This is a genomic window from Bacillus sp. NEB1478 (assembly GCF_031582965.1).
In the GTDB taxonomy this organism is placed as follows: domain Bacteria; phylum Bacillota; class Bacilli; order Bacillales; family Fictibacillaceae; genus Fictibacillus.
Genome location: NZ_CP134049.1, coordinates 1,163,408 through 1,181,308, shown reverse-complemented (window position 1 = coordinate 1,181,308; position 17,901 = coordinate 1,163,408). Strand labels below are relative to the sequence as shown.

Here is a 17,901-nt window from a genome sequence, read left to right as displayed (position 1 = left end):
CCCCGTAGAGGCCTTTTTTATTTTGCACTAAATACTGCACATGCTTCTCTCAAAGCATTTAATACAGCAAGCGTTTCTTCTTTCGTATATACGGTGGCACCCGAAGCCCTTGGATGCCCTCCTCCATTAAACTGAGCAGCAATTTTATTTACAAACGGTCCTTTAGAACGCAGCCGTACTCGGATTTGATCAGGCTCATCCACGAAGAAGACCCAGGCTAACAATCCTTCTACCTGTGAAAAGGAATTTACGAGTAAAGAAGCTTCACTGGCGTTGACATCAAAATCATCCAACGTTTGTCTGTTGAGATGAATGTATCCTACACGCCCGTCTAAAATAGAAAAGTGCTGCAGTACATAACCATTTAATCTGACGAGTTTTTCAGGTGTTTTATATAAATTTTCATGTATTTCAGAAGGAGTAAAGCCCGTTTCTAAAAGCTTAGCTGCATATCTATGTGTTTTCTCACTAGTAGACGGATAGAGAAATCGTCCTGTATCTCCTATTATTCCTGCATACAAAAGTCTTGCTGCCTGATCATTTAATTGTAATCCTCTCGCTTTACCAAAAAGGTAAAATTCCATGATCATTTCGCTTACAGAGCTTGCAGATGTATCAACCCAAATTAAGTCACCATACGGATCTTCATTGGGATGATGATCGATCTTTATTGTCATATCGCCTAATGAATAGCGGGAATCACTGATTCGAGGTGAGTTAGCTGTGTCACAAATAATAACTAATGCACCTTTATATAGTTGGTCTTCAATTACGTCCATCCTGTTTAAAAAAATAAGACCTGGATCCTCTTCCCCTACCGCATAGATTTCCTTTTTTGGAAAACTAGCTTTTAAAATATTCGCTAAACCACCCTGTGAACCAAGAGCATCCGGATCCGGTCTAACATGCCGATGAATAATAATACGATCATATTGTTGAATTTTACTCAAAATTTCTTCTTTCATATCAGACTCCTTTTTAGACCTCGTTGTGGCAATTCTGTTTTTAAACGTTTACAATATAATGGAGTAAATTCATGGGGGAATCATTAATGCCGATTTTTATTATTCTTATTATACTTTCTTTTGCTCTTTATGTGTTTTATAAGGTTCGTGAAGTTCGATCAAAAGAACTTTTTTATAAACGCTGGACAGGTTCAAAAGCAAAGATGGCTTTAGGAACTTTTGTAGCTTCATTCGGACTCAATGAACTAACGTCTGTCGAAGGAAAATTACAGCTTTGGATCGCTATTGTGTTCTTAGTTTATGGAGCGGTTCAATTATTTTTCGGCTGGAAAATGTACAAGCATTATTTAACACTTGCAAAAAATGAATCACAAAAACAAAAAATGAATGGATAAAAAGTCCCTCTAGAGGGACTTTTTTTGCACGATTATGATCGATGATCGATCAGCTGAGCCATCATCATTGCCTTTCCAACAATTTTCCCTTCATGAAAAATTTCTACTTCAACCTTTCCAAATTTCCTGCTCACTTCTAATACTCTTGGAATAAATTCAATCTCACTCTCGATCTGAACCGGTTTAATATAATAAAAGGTTACGTTTTCAACTACAAGATCCCCTTTTTTAATTCTGCGCAAAGTCTTCCTTGCAACTTCTGTTACTAGAGTCATCAATACTCCATATGAAACCGTTCCAAGATGATTTGTCATTTGAGGTGTAATCAGGCATGAAAATAAAATTTGGCTATCGTACTTATGCTCCTTCAGCTCAGTAGAGATCAAATCATCAATTGTTGCACCAACTTGCGGCTGCTTTTGCATCATCTGCATCGCTTTCAACACATCTTGTCTTGTTAAAATTCCGATTAATTTATGTGAAGCTCCTGTAACCGGCAGCAGCTCGATGCCTTCCCAAATCATCATATGGGCACAAGCGGCCACTGACGTTTTTTCCGTTACGGTTAAAGGTGAACGAGTCATTACTTTTTCTACTTGGGTGGTTTCTTCGATCCCTATGATATCCTTTGAGGTAACGATACCCGTTACTCGATTCGTTTGATCTACAACTGGATAACGGCTATGATTTGTCTCCTGATTTAATACATGCCATCTTTTCACTTCATCCGTCTGAAATAAATAGTGTGTATCTTCAATTGGAATCAATATATCAGAAGCAAGAACAATCTCTTTTTTAATTAACCGATCATGTATGGCTTTATTGATCATAGTTGCAACGGTAAACGTATCGTAACTAGTAGAAATTACAGGAAGCTGTAATTCATCAGCCAATCTTTTTACTTCTTCTTCAGTATCGAAACCACCTGTTATTAAGATTGCACTTCCCGCTTTTAATCCTAGTTCATGTGCATTTACTCTGTTACCAACGATCAATAAACTCCCTGCATCCACATAACGCATCATCGCCTCTAGTTTCATCGCACCAATTACAAATTTATGCAATGTTTTGTGGAGTCCAGCTCGTCCTCCCAGCACTTGTCCTTCAACAATATTGACGACTTCGGCAAAAGTGAGTTTTTCAATATTGCTCTTGGCTTGTCTTTCAATGCGAATCGTACCTACTCGTTCAATCGTACTTACAATTCCTTGATTTTCCGCTTCTTTTATCGCTCGATAAGCGGTTCCTTCACTAACATTTAAATCTTTCGCGACTTGTCGGACTGAAATTTTCGACCCTACATCAAGTCCTAAAATATGCTGCAAAATTTGTTCATGCTTTGTTAGCAATATGCTCACCGTTCCTTTTACCTGTATCTATCTGTTTCAGTTATTTGACTAATACAGATTATACAGTCATTGGAACAGAAACTCAACTTTCCATGTGCGTTCTTTTTTCCGAATGCTGAAGGATTTGAGATCTTTTCTTCTTGACCGATACCATTCTCACTGGCTCTTTTTTAATCATAATTCCAAACAATAAAATACAGGCAAACGCAGTCCATGTAATGGAGAATACCGTATGCAAGAGCGGACCACGAAATGACAAAACAGGAATTGCAGAGTAGAATAAAACAATCAATAAGAGGAACTTTACAATTTTTTCTTGGTTCATAAAAAAAACAACCTCCCTTAATACCATTCGTATGCATGGAAAGAGAGGTTAGAATCATTTATATACTTAAGGTTTCACCACTTTGAAGCAATTTTCCTTTATTCCCTAGTTTTGATACAAAAGATTCTTCAGGATCTTGTTCAATGACTGGAAATGTATTGAAATGAATTGGGACAGTAATTGGTGCTCCAATCCACTTTGCGGCGATCAGTGCATCTTCTGGTCCCATCGTAAAATTGTCCCCAATAGGTAAAAAGGCAACGTCAGGTTTTCCAAATTCTCCAATTAATTTCATGTCTGAAAACAATGCAGTATCCCCTGCATGGTAAATTGTTTTATCATCAGCGGTAAATAAAATTCCTGCTGGCATTCCCGTATAAACATTTGTTCCATCTTCTTCTTCAAAACTTGATCCATGAAATGCTTGTGTGAATTTCACTTTCCCCCATGAAAATTCTCGGCTACCTCCAATGTGCATTGGGTGAACTTCTACACCTTTTGTCCCTATATAATTGGCAAGTTCAAATGGTGCTACGATTAAGCTATTGTTCTTTTTAGCAATTTCTACTGTATCTCCCACATGGTCGTTATGCCCATGTGTTAGAAGGATTACATCTGCCCTTACATTATCGGCGCTGATTTTACATTGGCCATTTCCATTAATAAAAGGGTCAATCCATATTGAATATTCCCCGTTTTGAATTTCAAGTACTGAATGTCCGTGATAAGTAATTTTCACAAAAAGACTCTCCCTTCGTTCTTTCATGAGCTACTTTATATATTAGCCGTCTTTATTTCTATACCCTTTATTCAAAACAAAAAAAGTCCGATTTATGGACTTTTTTACAATTGGCTGTTTTGAAGGCTTTTCGTTGAAAACAAAGTTTAAGAAAACAACCATAAATTTTGAATTATTGGATTTGAGTCAAGATGGAACCCGCTTCCTTATAGTCAAGCTGATGTGCTTCAGCTACTGCTTTATACGTTACAAATCCATCTAATGTATTTATCCCTTTTAATAAAGCCTCATTATCCAGACAAGCTCTTACATAACCTTTATTTGCAATCTGGAGTGCATAAGGAACCGTTACATTTGTCAGCCCTATCGTGGATGTTCGAGGAACTGCTCCTGGCATATTCGCTACTGCATAATGAAGAACACCATGCTTTTCATACGTTGGATTGTCGTGTGTCGTGATTTTATCAACGGTTTCGAAAATTCCGCCTTGGTCGATCGCTACATCTACGATTACCGAACCAGGCTGCATTTCTTTAATCATTTCTTCGGTAACAAGCTTTGGTGCTCTTGCACCCGGGATAAGCACCGCTCCAATAACTAATGCAGATTCTGCTACTGCATTAGCAATGTTTAACGGATTTGAAATCAAAGTGTTTATCTCATTTCCATAAATATCATCCAGTTGACGGAGACGCTCAGGGTTCAAGTCAATTATCGTGACATCAGCTCCGAGACCCATCGCAATTTTGGCTGCATTTGTACCAACTACACCTCCGCCAATAATTGTTACCTTCCCTCTTCTCACTCCTGGAATACCGCTTAATAGAATACCCATTCCGCCTTTTGGTTTTTCCAGAAACTGAGCTCCAATTTGAGCGGCCATTCTTCCAGCTACCTCACTCATCGGAGTTAACAGCGGTAAAGAATTATTCGGCAATTGTACGGTTTCATATGCAATACCGATTACTTTATTTTCTGTCAAAGCTTTTGTAAGTTCAGGTTCGGGTGCCAAATGTAAATACGTAAACAGAATTAATCCTTCATGAAAAAAACAATATTCCTCTGGCAGCGGCTCTTTAACTTTCATTACCATATCCATTGACCATGCCTGTGCAGGCGTTTCTACTATTACACCACCTGCATTTTCGTATTCTTCATCTATAAATCCAGATCCTTCACCTGCACCTTTTTGGATAAATACTTCATGACCAGATGCGACAAGGTTTAATACACCTGCAGGAGTCATCGCAACACGGTTTTCATTATTTTTAATTTCTGTCGGAACGCCTATTTTCATTTTGTTTCCCTCCCTGATATGTATTTGGAATTATTTACATCTTATTAATAGTTACCATACCATCAAAAAAGTAAAATAAAAAGACAGAGATGCCTCATAATTTTAAATTGCTGCGATGTAAATCAGCACTTAAGATTCCCCTTTTCCATTAGTCCCATACACCATAAATAAAAACGATCCGTCAAAATTATCCGTATGCTTTTGGAAAACTAAATGTACAAAAAAAAGACCCAAAAGGAATGTTTCATCAAACCTTTTGAGTCTCCATTTAATTTAAACTTTCTTCATCATCTACTTTAGTGCGCTCCTGGCCTTGGTCGAGCTTATCAACAACACCGCTCTGGTAAGCTTCAGTAATTTGCTGATGAACAGTAAGCTCACCTTCTGAGTCGAATTGAGCTTGCTGATCTTGTGGCTTATTTTTATCCATGTCTATTCCTCCTTATGCTAAAACTATTTATTAGTTTCTGTTAAGAAGGAAAAGTTATCTCGTCTAATTTTTGGCAGCGATAAGAAGATGTTGCGGCTTCGAGCTGTTGACGAACCGCCTGGAAACCAGTACCGCCTTCAGAGTTTCTTCTTTCTACCGCATGTTTTGGTGATAGAACCTCAAAGATATCTTCTTCAACAAGCGGACACCACTCTTTATATTCATCCAGACTGACATCCAATAAATAACATTCTTTTTGAATACATAAAAGAACCATCTTTCCAACTAATTCATGAGCTTCACGGAATGGAATACCTTTCTTGGCTAAATAATCAGCAAGTTCTGTAGCATTAGAAAAGTCCTGATGAACAGCCTTATTCATTCGTTCTTCATTGACTTTAAGTTCACTGATCATTCCAGTCATGATACTTAGACAGCCTTTAACTGTTTTTATCGTATCGAAAACCGGCTCTTTGTCTTCTTGCATATCTTTGTTATAAGCAAGCGGCAAACCTTTCATCAAAGTCAGCAATGATACAAGTGAGCCGTAAACTCTCCCGCTCTTTCCTCGAATCAATTCTGCCATATCCGGATTTTTCTTTTGAGGCATCATACTGCTTCCCGTAGTAAAACTGTCACTGATCTCAATAAAGCCAAACTCCTCAGAAGACCAAATAATAAGCTCCTCACAAAAACGTGATAAATGCATCATGATCAGGGAAGCATTACTGCATGATTCGATCGCAAAATCTCTGTCACTTACAGCGTCTAAACTATTTAAATATTTTTTCGTAAATCCGAGTTCATTCATTGTAATGTTACGATCAATTGGAAAAGTTGTTCCCGCAAGCGCCCCTGCTCCGAGCGGCATAATATCCGTTCTTTTTAAGCTGTCTTGGAGTCTTTCTTTATCTCGTTCAAGCATCCAAAAATAAGCAAGCAAGTGATGTGCAAATGATACAGGCTGTGCACGCTGTAAATGAGTATAGCCAGGGATTATTGTTTCAACATGCTCCCCTGCAAGATTCAATAAAGCTTTTTGCAGTTCATCGATATGATCCATGATCAATACCGTTTCTTCTTTGACGAAGAGATGAAGATCTGTTGCAACTTGATCATTACGGCTTCTAGCCGTATGCAGTTTGCCTCCATCCGCTCCTATTTTGTCAGTTAAGAGCTTTTCTAGATTAAGATGAATATCTTCATATTGAACAGCATATTGAAGATCACCTTTTTCTTCCTCTTTTTTTAGACTCAATAAGCCTTGCTTTATATTTTCATATGCCTCTTTTTCAATAATTCCGCATTCAAAAAGCATCTTAGCATGTGCCAAACTGCCTGTCAGATCCTGACTGGCTAATTGCTGATCAAAAGAAATCGAAGCTCCAAATTCATCTACCCATTCTTCTGGCTGTTTGGAGAAACGGCCTCCCCATAATTTTTTCACACTTTCACCTCATTTTTTTGAACCATGCTGCTAACTTTTGTAGGAAGTCCCCAAAGTGAGATAAACCCTTTAGCCGCACCGTGATCAAACATATCTTCAGAAGTATAAGTTGCTAATTTTTCATCATATAATGAGAACGGTGATTTTCTTCCTTCAACAATCGCGTGTCCTTTAAAAAGTTTCACACGAACAGTACCCGTTACAAATGATTGTGTTTCATTCAAGAATGCTTTTAATGAAGCCGTCAATGGCGAAAACCAAAGTCCTTCATAAATTAATTCCGTCATTTTCTTCTCAATAATGGGTTTGAAATGAGCAACCTCTTTAACTAGCGTAAGGTCTTCTAGTTCTTTGTGTGCCTTAATTAACGTTGTCGCAGCAGGGCACTCGTATACTTCACGCGATTTTATACCAACGAGACGATTTTCTACATGGTCGATACGTCCCACACCATGTACTCCGCCGATTGCATTTAATTGATGGATAAGTTTGTCGAGAGTAAGCTTCTCACCATTTAATGAAACGGGTATTCCTTTTTCAAATCCAATCTCAACAAACTCTGGTTTGTCAGGTGTATTTTCTAATGGTGTTGTCATTTCGTATGCATCTTCTGGAGGAGTTGCCCAAGGATCTTCTAGAATTCCGCATTCGTTGCTTCTTCCCCATAAGTTTTGATCAATAGAAAAAGGACTTTCTTTCTTGATTGGCACTGGAATATCATGCTGTTTGGCATATTGGATTTCTTCTTCACGAGACCAGCTCCACTCACGAACCGGTGCCAATACTTCCAAATCAGGTGCAAGAGCAGCAATAGAAACCTCAAAACGAACTTGGTCATTTCCTTTTCCTGTACAGCCATGTGCAACAGCAGAAGCATTATATTTTCTTGCCACTTCAACTAATTTTTTCGCAATAAGCGGTCTGCTTAGCGCAGAGATTAATGGGTATTTCCCTTCATATAAAGCATGTGACTGCAAGGCTACCAATGCATAATCATCTGCGTATTCTTTTTGAACATCTAATACGATTGATTCTGATGCCCCGATTGAAAGTGCTTTAGATTGTACAAAAGGAAGATCTTTTCCTTCTCCAACGTCCAAACATAAAGCGATAACGTCATAACCCTTTTCTGCGAGCCATGGAATCGCCACCGATGTATCTAAACCGCCTGAATATGCCAATACTACTTTTTTCTTCATATATATCTCTCCTCCTGAATAGTAAAACTGAATAAGTATTAATTTTTATGCAAAACAATTTATAAAAATACTATTTATGATAGTAAATACTATAACAAAAAATGAGAAATAAATGCAAGGTTATTCTTAAAAATGAATAAAAAATCACAAAGTCGTAACAACTAGCCTGATTGCTTCATGTTTTGTACAATAGAAAAAGAGGTGATACACCATGCATGAGAACTTTGTTTGGGATGAAAGACTCGGAATCTCAATCCCGCATTTACATAAGAGCTGGGATGAATATAAAAGCAATGAACAGTCTTTTATACTTTTACAGTGGGAAAAAATCAGAGGGAGAATACCTGATCGAATCGGTGAAATAGAGCAGGAGATTAATGAACTGCAAGATCGCTTGTCTTTAGAGGAAAACTTTGAAGTTTCATGCCAATTAAATCATAGAATATCTTCACTTGCTTCTGTAATCAATGACTTATGGCTTTGGTACAGACTGAACCAGCAAGTGTCGTCTAAAATACACGGGTAAAACAAACTCGCAAAAAAGCTGGCTCGCAATAGTGCGGCCAGCTTTCTTATTTCCGCAGCTGCTGAACAACATGCGTAATTTCAGGCAAAATTAATTTTTCCATACCTAGTTTTACGGCGCCTGATGAACCAGGCAATGCAAAAAAAGCTGTTTTTCTTATCGTACCTGCAACTGCTCTGCTAAGCATAGCTCCAGATCCGATATCCTCTGTGTAGCTTAACATACGAAATAATTCTCCAAAACCCGTGATTTCTTTTTCAAACAAAGGATGTATTGCCTCTATTGTCACATCTCGTGAAGCTATACCTGTTCCTCCATTAACAATCACAATATCAATTTCTGTATTAGATGCGGCATACATCGCTGCCTCTTGTATCAATCCTTTGTCGTCCTGGATAATACGGTATTCATTCACAGTATGTTTATGCATCTCAAGAAGCGATTTAATGATGTTCCCGCTCTTATCTGTTTCCTCATTTCTTGTATCACTTACAGTAACAACCATGCATCTTACATACTCTGGAGCTTTCGCTTTATGTTCTTGAACACTCATATATAAGCTCCTAACTATTATATTTTTCTAAAAGATAGCGTTTTTGATAAAATTTATGAGCGATTTCTGTGATTTTTCTTGATTGTTGATAATTCATGACTGCACCAACAGCCATTCCGAAAATAGGCAGCCCCTGCGTAAGCTTTTTTCTTAATAGTAAAATTGCCATCATTTTTACAATCTGCTGAATCGGATGTGACATCCAGGAAATATCTGCGACAACATCATTGCCTGCATAAAAGATAGGATCTTCTTCTTCACGGATTTCTTCCATTAATTCATCCCATTTTTCCAGCTGATAACGCTTTGGCATCGTTGCAGCATGATACACCTTTAAGGAACGCATCATCTCAGAAGGTCTTTGGATATCATAACCATAATGCATAGCAATTGATTGGACAGATCTAATTCCTAATGCGATCATCGCAGGAAAATCTGTTCCTAAAAACAATATCCCTCCTGTTCCTGCCAGCCCTCCTTGTGTTAAAGATAAGAGACGGTTACGAGCAATTTGCTGATCAGCCATATAAGACAATTGATCGATCGTACATTTTTTCAAATCTATAATTTCAAAAATATCATCTCGAAATACTCTTGCTTCAGACAAAAGTCTTTGCTTCATATCAAGTTGAAATTGAGAATTTTGAATAAGAGCATGTATATGAAATAAGACCGTATCAACATATTCACCGATTTTCCCTTGCATATTCTCAGATAAAAGATCCATCTGACCTGTAGCCCATTTTTCATATGTACGGCCAAAATCTGTTGGTTCATATGTAAAAAAGTCTTGCTCCCAATTCTGGATATCTTGCCAAATCTGTTCTTCACGATCGGTGAAATGCATACTATCCCTCCAATAATCTTTTTTATAGTTTACTTTAAAAGAAGCTTGAAGTAAAAAATTCGCAGAGCTATTCCTTCAACAAAAAGAAAAAGCAACCATTTCTCATGTTAGGAACATGAAAAAAGATTGCTTGTTTAAATTGTATTACATCGCAAGTCGCAGTGTATCTCTTGCGATCATAACTTCTTCATTTGTCGGAATAACAATTACTTTTACAGGAGAGTGGGGATAGCTAATAAAGGCCTCTTTACCGCGAACCTGATTAAGAGCAGGATCCCAGTAAACTCCCATAAATTCAAGTCCACGGAGTACACGTTCGCGAACTGCTGTACTGTTCTCACCAATACCAGCTGTGAAAATGATCGCATCGATTCCTGCCATTCTTGCTGCATAGGAACCAATGTATTTATGAATACGGCTTGCAAATACTTCTAATGCAAGTTCAGCACGTTCATTTCCATTTTCCGCTTCACTTTCAATATCACGAAGATCTGATGAGAAACCAGAAACGCCTAGCATACCGCTTTTATTATTAAGTACGTTCAGTACTTCTTCTGCGCTTTGGCCTGTTTTTTGCATAATGTACGGAATAAGAGCAGGGTCGATATTACCAGAGCGTGTTCCCATTGTAACACCTGCAAGCGGTGTGAATCCCATTGATGTATCAATCGATTTTCCACCTTCGATTGCGGCAATACTAGCACCGTTCCCTAGGTGGCATGAAAGCAGACGCAATTGCTCGACTGGACGTCCTAACAATTCTGAAGCTCTTTCAGTCACATACTTATGGCTTGTGCCATGGAATCCATATTTTCTGATTCCATATTCTTCATAATATTCATATGGCAAGCTGTATAAGAATGATTTTTCAGGCATTGATTGATGGAATGCTGTATCAAACACAGCAACAGCTGGGACATTCGGCAGTACATTTTTGAAAGCCTTAATTCCAACAACGTTTGCTGGATTGTGAAGGGGTGCAAGATAAGAAATTTCTTCAATTTCTTTTAAAATCTCATCTGTTATCAATACAGAATCGTTGAACTTTTCTCCGCCATGAACTACACGGTGTCCGATTCCTTCAATTTCATCAAGCGAAGAAATAACTTGATGTTTAATCAATTTATCTAAAAGCATAGAGACTGCTTCTGAATGATCTTGAATATCTTTTATTTCTTTAATTTTTTCGCCATTCACTTCAATCGTGAAAACAGAATCATTTAATCCAATACGTTCAACAAGCCCTTTGGTTAATACTTCTTCTTCTGGCATTTGAAGAAGTTGAAACTTTAAGGACGAGCTCCCGGCATTAATTGCAATAATTTTAGCCAAAATAGCCATCTCCTTCATATTCAATGAAAAAAAAGAGCGCTAACAGCACACTTCTATCTCACATGTTACTATAATCCTTCCTTATTTAAACATTGCCCAACGTTATTATCAAGGCTGTAAAACGCTTACATCTCATATTCATGCAATTCAGACTTGAATCCGTTTCCAAAGACATAAAAAAACAGCATAGGTTTTTATCCCACGCTGTTATTTTTCACGTTCCCATTCTGTTTTAAACCACTCATTTATTTGTCCCATAACATTTGCTAATCCCGTTTTGTTCGAAAATGACGGAAGTTCGGCAAGCATCGCCTGCTTCGGCTTTCTCACATCTACTCCTTGCTTTTGAAGGATCAGGATACTTTTGGCATGTGTTTTTGACTTAAACAAATTTTCCGGCAGCTGCAATAAACCTAAAATGTTAACACTCTCTTTCATCCAAGCCTGCAATAATTGTGATTGGTCACTTTCAAACACGCCGTTTGGAACGATAAATATACCGATTCCCGCTTCCTTTAAATAATGAACGGATTGTTCCATTATCAAATGATGAGCATATGTGTGCCCTTCTTTTTGGAACACCTTGAACTCTTTTGCCCCTTCATCATCTGGATAATATCCAACTGGCAGGTCAGCAAGGACGAGATCTACTGGTTCAACATAAAGAGGTTTGATCACATCTTGATGAAAGAGCTCTACTTTATGTTTTTGAATGTTTGCATTCACCCAAGAAAGCCGCAGTAAGGTTTCATCTACCTCAACAGCAAATGCCTCATACTCTTCTTGCTTTAACTGGTTAAGTACTGCTGTTAATAAATTACCTGAACCTACAACCGGATCTAATAATGTGATTCGTTCATTGTTTTTTGTGAATTTTTGTACGAGATATCCAACAAAAAGACCAACTGCATCTGGAGTCATGGCATGGTGGGGCTGGAGAGCTTCCTGCATCCCTTTTAATACTGTAAGCTGAAAAGCTTTTCTAAGCTCTTCTTTTCCAAACTCTGCTAAGTTGATTTTTTTATACTCTTTTGTCAGCACATTTATTAATTCTTTATCATATTCTTTTGGAATCTCTTGAAAAAACAAATTCTCGCCAGTCTCAACAAGAGCATCTAAATAAGGCAAATCAAGTTTTTCTTTAATTGCCATTGTAGAATTATCCATCGTTACAAAAAGTTTTTCTACTTCATTAAAAGAGCTCATATTCGCTTCCTCCTACATTTACACAGGAAACATTTTAACAAATCAATTGGGGTATACACAATGATTTAGTCAATTATTCCTTTATAAAAAAGCTCAAATAACAATCGGTATTGGTTTTCTAACAGAAGTCAGGAAAACCACCCTTTCTGAGGGCGAAAAGCCAAGCCTAGTCGCTCGTACTGCTCTGCATGGTCCTGGTATCCTGTGAAAAGAGCTTTACATAAAAAATCCCCGGTAAACGATTGCTACCGGAGATGATTGTTTTTTTACTTTGCAGCTTTAGCAGCTTCGATTGCAGCTTCATAATTCGGGTGGCTCGTTACTTCATCAACATATTCTACATATGTTATTTTATCTGAGCTATCGATTACAAAAACGGAACGAGCTAAAAGGCGAAGCTCCTCAATCGCAACACCATATGCTTTACCGAAAGAAAGTTCTTTGTGATCAGAAAGTGTTTGCACATTTTCCACACCTGCTGCACCACACCATCTTTTTTGTGCAAATGGCAAATCAACAGAAATCGTTAATACCTTAACGTTATCAAGTTTTGCTGCTTCTTCATTAAAACGGCGAACTTCAGCATCACATACTCCTGTATCTACAGAAGGAACAGCAGCGATTAATCTAACACTGCCTTTTGTATCTGCCAAAGTAACTTCTGACATATCGTTTGCCAGTACTTTAAAATCTGGAGCTTGGTCTCCAACTTTTATTTGATTTCCAAGCAATGTAACTGGTTTTTCTTTAAATGTTACGCTCATGATTTATACTCCTCCTAAGGTAAAAATTATGTACTTACCCTACCATCTTAAAACATCACAGAAAAAAAAGCTAACGTAAGAGTTAGCTTTAAAAATCTGTTGAATGTGTATTTGGCTGATGAGTATTTGCTGAACCATTTTGTTTATTTTTGTTCATTAAATGCTGCAACTTATCAATTACACCTGGAGCAAGATCCAATATACGCTCATATAGATGTGTACTGTTATCCAAATGAATGGTTTTGATTCCTGTATTGCTAACAACCAAAAATGCGATAGGAGTAATCGAAACTCCTCCTCCGCTCCCTCCGCCAAATGGTGAATTTTTAGACTCACCTGATCCTTGGTTTCCTTGAGATTGTTGCTGGGATTGTGATTGATCCTGATTACCAAAATCGCTGCCGCCAGCAGCAAATCCGAAACCAACTTTTGAAACCGTCAAAATCACGCTTCCATCAGGAGTTTCTACCGGGTCACCAATTATCGTATTTACATCGATCATTTCTTTCAAATTTTCCATAGCGGTTTTCATTAAACCCTGGATTGGATGTTCATTCATTTTTTACATGCCTCCAGTCATATATTCGTTATTTGCACGTGATGGATTCTTGGTTCCACGCCAAGCTTTCATTATTTTTAACATAACGACAATAGCATGCCCGATTTTAAAAGATACCATACAAGAAAACCGGGTTTCACTATGCATACCTTGAAAAACAGGAACTACAGAAACAGAAGGATTTCCTTTTAAAATAAAAAACGTATTGATCAGCTGAAGAACAACTCCCTTAATGCCCCAGAGACTGCCCGCAGCAATGGCAGAAGCTGATGCTTCACCTAAACCGACCGCACTGTGCCAGGCAATATTTTCAACTTTCATTTTGCTAAGAAAATGGCGGATGATATGATAAAAATTTTGTACATGTATCAGCATGCCTCTAAATGATTTATATTGATTTTTGAACTGACGAAACGTGATTCTTTTCTTCTTCTTTTTCTCAGTTCCTAAACTTGCTTTTTTTTCTTCTTTTATTTTTACTGCATGATCCTTTGCGTCAAATTGTATGAGTGGAATCTTTAACGTATACCTCAAAAAACGGTACATTCTTAATGTAATCTGAACATCACTATTATCATTTCGATGGACAAATTGCAGTTCAATATGTAACGTAGAAAGCATTAAGAGAATAGTGAATAATAGCAATACAGCGACAAAAAACAAAATCCATTCCATGCTCGTTCTTCCCTTCTATTCGTTCATTATTGGCACAAAGCATATAATCTAAACGTGAAACCGTATACGTTAGAATTCATAGAAGGCAAAAAGAACAGAATAAAAGATGTAGATCAATAGGAGGTATTTTTTAATGCCAGAACGCAACCATATATTTTTCTTTTACAAAAAGGACGATGCTATCCACGAGAAAACAGAGAAACTAAAACAGCTTGCCACACAGTCTGGTTTTAGCATTGTTGATGATCCTAAACAGGCAAATATTATCACGAGTATCGGCGGAGACGGATCTTTTCTACAAGCAGTACGCAAAACCGGATTCCGTGACGATTGTTTATATCTTGGCGTAAATGCTTCTGACGACGTAGGATTCTATTGTGATTTTCATATAGATGATCATGCTGGAATGATAGAAGCGATGAAAAATGAACAGATTGAAGTTCGAAAATACCCTGCACTTTCCGTAAACATTGATGGACAAGGATCTTTTTATTGTTTAAACGAATGCTCTATAAGATCCTCAGTAATAACAACACTCCAGATCGATGTATTTATCGATGATTTTTATTTTGAGACGTTCCGAGGAGATGGCATGATCATCTCTACCCCTACAGGAAGCAGCGCTTATAATAAGTCCGTAAATGGAGCTATCGTCGATCCAATGCTTGCTTGTTACCAGATCAGCGAACTTGCTTCCCTCAATAACAATCAGTACCGTACGCTTGGATCCTCATTTATACTCAGCGACAACCGTAAGATGACATTTAAAATTAAACAAGAAAACAGCCAAACCTATCCGATCATAGGGATGGATAATGAAGCAATGAGTATCAAACATTGTGAAAACATGAGTTTTGAAATTACTGAAAAACGGATTAAAACCGTAAAACTAAAAGATAATTCCTTCTGGCATAAAGTGAAAAGAAGCTTTTTGTAAGGGCTGCCTTCGTAACTTTTGTTACTCTTAGGTGTGGTTAATTTCCGCCCACACGTGCTGCTTTCCGAGGGCGTGCGGTTAGTCTCGGTGGAAGATAGATGAAGATTAGAATTTGAAATCTGTAAAATAAGAATGCTGTGTTCGCATACTTTGAAGCTTTTGAATGGGGTTAATTTCTCTGCAGTTGCTCCCTTTCCGTGGGGCGTGCGGTGAGCCACCTTTGCACTGCGTGCCATGAAGTGTCTCACCTGTCCCGCATATCCCACAGGACAAGGAAAGCAACGGCCGCATTACATCGCACGAAGAAAATATGATTTTCATTTTCGAGGAGTCTCGCCCTTACGCTCCAATTAACTTTTCAATGAAGGACTTCTCGAAATTTATTCGAGGAAGCATGTGTGCTCCTATGATTGGGAGCAAAACAACATCGAATCTGTCCTTCCTCTTCGCATGCAAAAAAAATGTATAAAAAAAAGTGCTGACTCGTTATTGTCAGCACTTTTTTGGTTTGGCATGCTTTTTTTTCATATTGCAGTGTGTATTTCTTGGATAGCGCTCATATTTTTCGTATGGCGCTCGTATTTCTCATATTGCTCTTCTATTTACGCGATGGTACAAAAAATGACCCAATAGGTATCTTACACACCAATTGGGTCATCATTATACATATTTTTATTATGATTTTTGCGTCAAGCTATTATTGGTTTGCTGAAAGGCAATTTCTCCATTTACAATAGTATAGAGAACATTAGCTTCAATTATTTCATCGATTGGTACTTTAAATAGATCTCGGTCAAACACTGTAAAGTCAGCCGTATAACCTTCTTTAATGTAGCCTCTTACATTCTCTTGTCCGATTGCTGCAGCACTCCCAAATGTGTAAAGACCGATTGCTTCATATCGCGTGATTTTCTGTTCAGGTACATAACCTTCGTGAGATTCATCCGGCTTTCTTCTTGCGACAGCGGCATAGATGCCTAATAAAGGATCAACTGGTTCTATTGGAGCATCTGACCCGCCAGCACAGATTATACTTTCATCCAGCAAAGTTCTGAATGCATAAGCATATGGAATCCTCTCTGTTCCAAGCCGTTCAATCAGCCAAGGAAAATCAGAGCCTATAAAACCTGGCTGAATATCTAAAATAACTGGAAGCTCCTTTAAGTCTTTAATAATCTCTTCTGAAACCAAACCAGCATGAATGATCCTGTCTCTACCAGATTTTGCAGGACTTTTCTTTATTATTTTCAGTACTTGGATAAGTGCCATGTCCCCAATCGTATGTACAGCAATATTTCTATTATGACTTCTAGCTTTCTCTACTAGGTTCAATAAATCATCGTCTTCGTGAATAGATACACCCGATGTTTCAGGTGCATCATTATAAGGCAATGACACCCACGCTGTACGGCCGCCAAAAGCACCATCTGCAAAAATTTTCATTGCCCCATATTCGACAAATGGCATTTGATATTGCTGCTCAATCTTCAAGAAATCGTCTAACGCTTCGTGATGTACAAGTAAATGGGCTTTAAATTTATTTTTATGACCTAATACATTTTTAAAAGCTTTTAATGGCCGTTCGACACCGCCATAGTAACTCAAATCTTCTGAATGACCTCCTGTAAGCCCTAGAGAAAGAAGGTTTTTTACAGAAGTTTCTAATGCTCGATTTAAATATTCTTGTGAAACTTCTGGTACCACTTTTTTTACGATATCAGCAGCACTGTCGTGCAGCAGTCCTGTCGGTTCACCTTCTGCATCTCTTTTAATAATTCCTCCGGGAGGGTCTGGTGTTTCTTTTGTGATGTCGGCTAACTCAAGTGCTTTAGAACTCGCCAAAAATGCATGTCTGCACACTCTTGATAATAAGACGGGTCTGCCTTCTGCAATTCGATCCAGTTCTAATTTATGAAAAATTTTCCGATCTATAAAATTATTTTCATTCCAGCCTTCACCTAAAAGCCATTCCTCTTTTTTTAATGTTTTAGCTTTTTCTTTTAATGCTGATTCCATCTCTTCTGCGGAAGTCATTTCAGACAGATCTAATCTGATCAATTTTTCACCATGACCAATCAGGTGCAAATGGCTGTCCACAAAACCTGGGAACATTACCCCACCTTCTAAATCTACTGAATCAGTAATTGATTCACCAAATTGTTCAGTGAGTTCATGTTCTGTTCCTGTTTTCATGATTTTGCCATTATCAACATATACCGCACTACAATTGCTTTCTTCTTCAACCAACGTGTAGATAGTTCCATTACGAAACAAAGTTCCCACTGTTCTAACCACCTTTTTATGCACAAAATCTACTTTCTTCGTATTATAAGGGTTTGCAGAATAAAAAGCAGAC

The 17,901-nt window shown here is 37.8% G+C and carries 19 protein-coding genes; 3 read left to right on the top strand and 16 right to left on the bottom strand.

The features are described from left to right. Nucleotides 1-17: 17 nt before the first annotated feature. Entirely contained in the window at nucleotides 18-965 is a 948-nt protein-coding gene (locus RGB74_RS05650; RefSeq protein WP_310762022.1) for a DHH family phosphoesterase, read from the bottom strand. 71 nt (nucleotides 966-1,036) lie between these two features. Here RGB74_RS05650 and RGB74_RS05645 point away from each other — a divergent pair, with 71 nt between their 5' ends. Further along, nucleotides 1,037-1,360 (top strand): YtpI family protein, encoded by a 324-nt coding sequence (locus tag RGB74_RS05645; protein ID WP_310762021.1) that lies wholly within the window; start codon nucleotides 1,037-1,039, stop codon nucleotides 1,358-1,360. A 32-nt stretch (nucleotides 1,361-1,392) separates the two neighbouring features. Here RGB74_RS05645 and RGB74_RS05640 read toward each other — a convergent pair whose 3' ends face one another. The 7 genes from RGB74_RS05640 to RGB74_RS05610 form a co-directional block, all read right to left on the bottom strand. After that, nucleotides 1,393-2,712, bottom strand: a complete 1,320-nt coding sequence (locus RGB74_RS05640; protein WP_310762801.1) for a DRTGG domain-containing protein — start codon at nucleotides 2,710-2,712, stop codon at nucleotides 1,393-1,395. Nucleotides 2,713-2,791: 79 nt separating this feature from the next. Beyond that, complete coding sequence (locus RGB74_RS05635; protein WP_310762020.1) at nucleotides 2,792-3,034, bottom strand: hypothetical protein; 243 nt, start codon at nucleotides 3,032-3,034, stop codon at nucleotides 2,792-2,794. 58 nt (nucleotides 3,035-3,092) lie between these two features. Continuing rightward, complete coding sequence (locus RGB74_RS05630; protein ID WP_310762019.1) at nucleotides 3,093-3,773, bottom strand: metal-dependent hydrolase; 681 nt, start codon at nucleotides 3,771-3,773, stop codon at nucleotides 3,093-3,095. Between the two features lie 172 nt (nucleotides 3,774-3,945). Continuing rightward, a complete protein-coding gene (gene ald / locus RGB74_RS05625) occupies nucleotides 3,946-5,070 on the bottom strand; it encodes an alanine dehydrogenase (protein WP_310762018.1) in 1,125 nt (374 codons plus the stop codon). Between the two features lie 268 nt (nucleotides 5,071-5,338). Beyond that, nucleotides 5,339-5,500, bottom strand: coding sequence for a hypothetical protein (locus tag RGB74_RS05620; protein WP_310762017.1), 162 nt, complete (start codon nucleotides 5,498-5,500; stop codon nucleotides 5,339-5,341). Between the two features lie 40 nt (nucleotides 5,501-5,540). Then, the gene (gene argH / locus RGB74_RS05615; RefSeq protein WP_310762016.1) at nucleotides 5,541-6,947 is read right to left on the bottom strand and encodes an argininosuccinate lyase; all 1,407 of its coding nucleotides are present in this window, start codon (nucleotides 6,945-6,947) and stop codon (nucleotides 5,541-5,543) included. Beyond that, complete coding sequence (locus RGB74_RS05610; RefSeq protein WP_310762015.1) at nucleotides 6,944-8,146, bottom strand: argininosuccinate synthase; 1,203 nt, start codon at nucleotides 8,144-8,146, stop codon at nucleotides 6,944-6,946. The genes argH and RGB74_RS05610 overlap by 4 nt, the downstream gene beginning before the upstream one ends. A gap of 211 nt (nucleotides 8,147-8,357) precedes the next feature. Between RGB74_RS05610 and RGB74_RS05605 the strand changes: the two genes are divergently transcribed. Next, nucleotides 8,358-8,672 (top strand): hypothetical protein, encoded by a 315-nt coding sequence (locus RGB74_RS05605; RefSeq protein ID WP_310762014.1) that lies wholly within the window; start codon nucleotides 8,358-8,360, stop codon nucleotides 8,670-8,672. A 46-nt stretch (nucleotides 8,673-8,718) separates the two neighbouring features. Here the strand turns inward: RGB74_RS05605 and RGB74_RS05600 are convergent, their stop codons facing one another. The 7 genes from RGB74_RS05600 to RGB74_RS05570 all read right to left on the bottom strand — a co-directional run bounded on the left by RGB74_RS05600 (nucleotide 8,719) and on the right by RGB74_RS05570 (nucleotide 14,608). Beyond that, nucleotides 8,719-9,225, bottom strand: coding sequence for a MogA/MoaB family molybdenum cofactor biosynthesis protein (locus RGB74_RS05600; RefSeq protein ID WP_310762013.1), 507 nt, complete (start codon nucleotides 9,223-9,225; stop codon nucleotides 8,719-8,721). Nucleotides 9,226-9,235: 10 nt separating this feature from the next. After that, nucleotides 9,236-10,072 (bottom strand): EcsC family protein, encoded by an 837-nt coding sequence (locus RGB74_RS05595; protein WP_310762012.1) that lies wholly within the window; start codon nucleotides 10,070-10,072, stop codon nucleotides 9,236-9,238. A gap of 144 nt (nucleotides 10,073-10,216) precedes the next feature. Beyond that, on the bottom strand, nucleotides 10,217-11,404 hold the full coding sequence (locus RGB74_RS05590; protein ID WP_310762011.1) for an acetate kinase: 1,188 nt from the start codon (nucleotides 11,402-11,404) through the stop codon (nucleotides 10,217-10,219). 207 nt (nucleotides 11,405-11,611) lie between these two features. Further along, nucleotides 11,612-12,610: a class I SAM-dependent methyltransferase gene (locus RGB74_RS05585; RefSeq protein WP_310762010.1), complete on the bottom strand. Its 999-nt coding sequence runs from the start codon at nucleotides 12,608-12,610 to the stop codon at nucleotides 11,612-11,614. 266 nt (nucleotides 12,611-12,876) lie between these two features. Beyond that, nucleotides 12,877-13,377 (bottom strand): thiol peroxidase, encoded by a 501-nt coding sequence (gene tpx, locus RGB74_RS05580; protein WP_310762800.1) that lies wholly within the window; start codon nucleotides 13,375-13,377, stop codon nucleotides 12,877-12,879. A gap of 85 nt (nucleotides 13,378-13,462) precedes the next feature. Beyond that, nucleotides 13,463-13,933, bottom strand: coding sequence for a GerW family sporulation protein (gene ytfJ, locus RGB74_RS05575; RefSeq protein WP_310762009.1), 471 nt, complete (start codon nucleotides 13,931-13,933; stop codon nucleotides 13,463-13,465). A 3-nt stretch (nucleotides 13,934-13,936) separates the two neighbouring features. Next, the gene (locus RGB74_RS05570; RefSeq protein ID WP_310762008.1) at nucleotides 13,937-14,608 is read right to left on the bottom strand and encodes a DUF2953 domain-containing protein; all 672 of its coding nucleotides are present in this window, start codon (nucleotides 14,606-14,608) and stop codon (nucleotides 13,937-13,939) included. Between the two features lie 133 nt (nucleotides 14,609-14,741). Here RGB74_RS05570 and RGB74_RS05565 point away from each other — a divergent pair, with 133 nt between their 5' ends. After that, nucleotides 14,742-15,545 carry an NAD kinase gene (locus tag RGB74_RS05565; protein ID WP_310762007.1) on the top strand — a complete coding sequence of 268 codons (804 nt, stop codon included), beginning with the start codon at nucleotides 14,742-14,744 and terminating at the stop codon, nucleotides 15,543-15,545. A 675-nt stretch (nucleotides 15,546-16,220) separates the two neighbouring features. Here the strand turns inward: RGB74_RS05565 and RGB74_RS05560 are convergent. Continuing rightward, a complete protein-coding gene (locus tag RGB74_RS05560; protein ID WP_310762006.1) occupies nucleotides 16,221-17,828 on the bottom strand; it encodes an amidohydrolase in 1,608 nt (535 codons plus the stop codon). Nucleotides 17,829-17,901 lie beyond the last annotated feature (73 nt).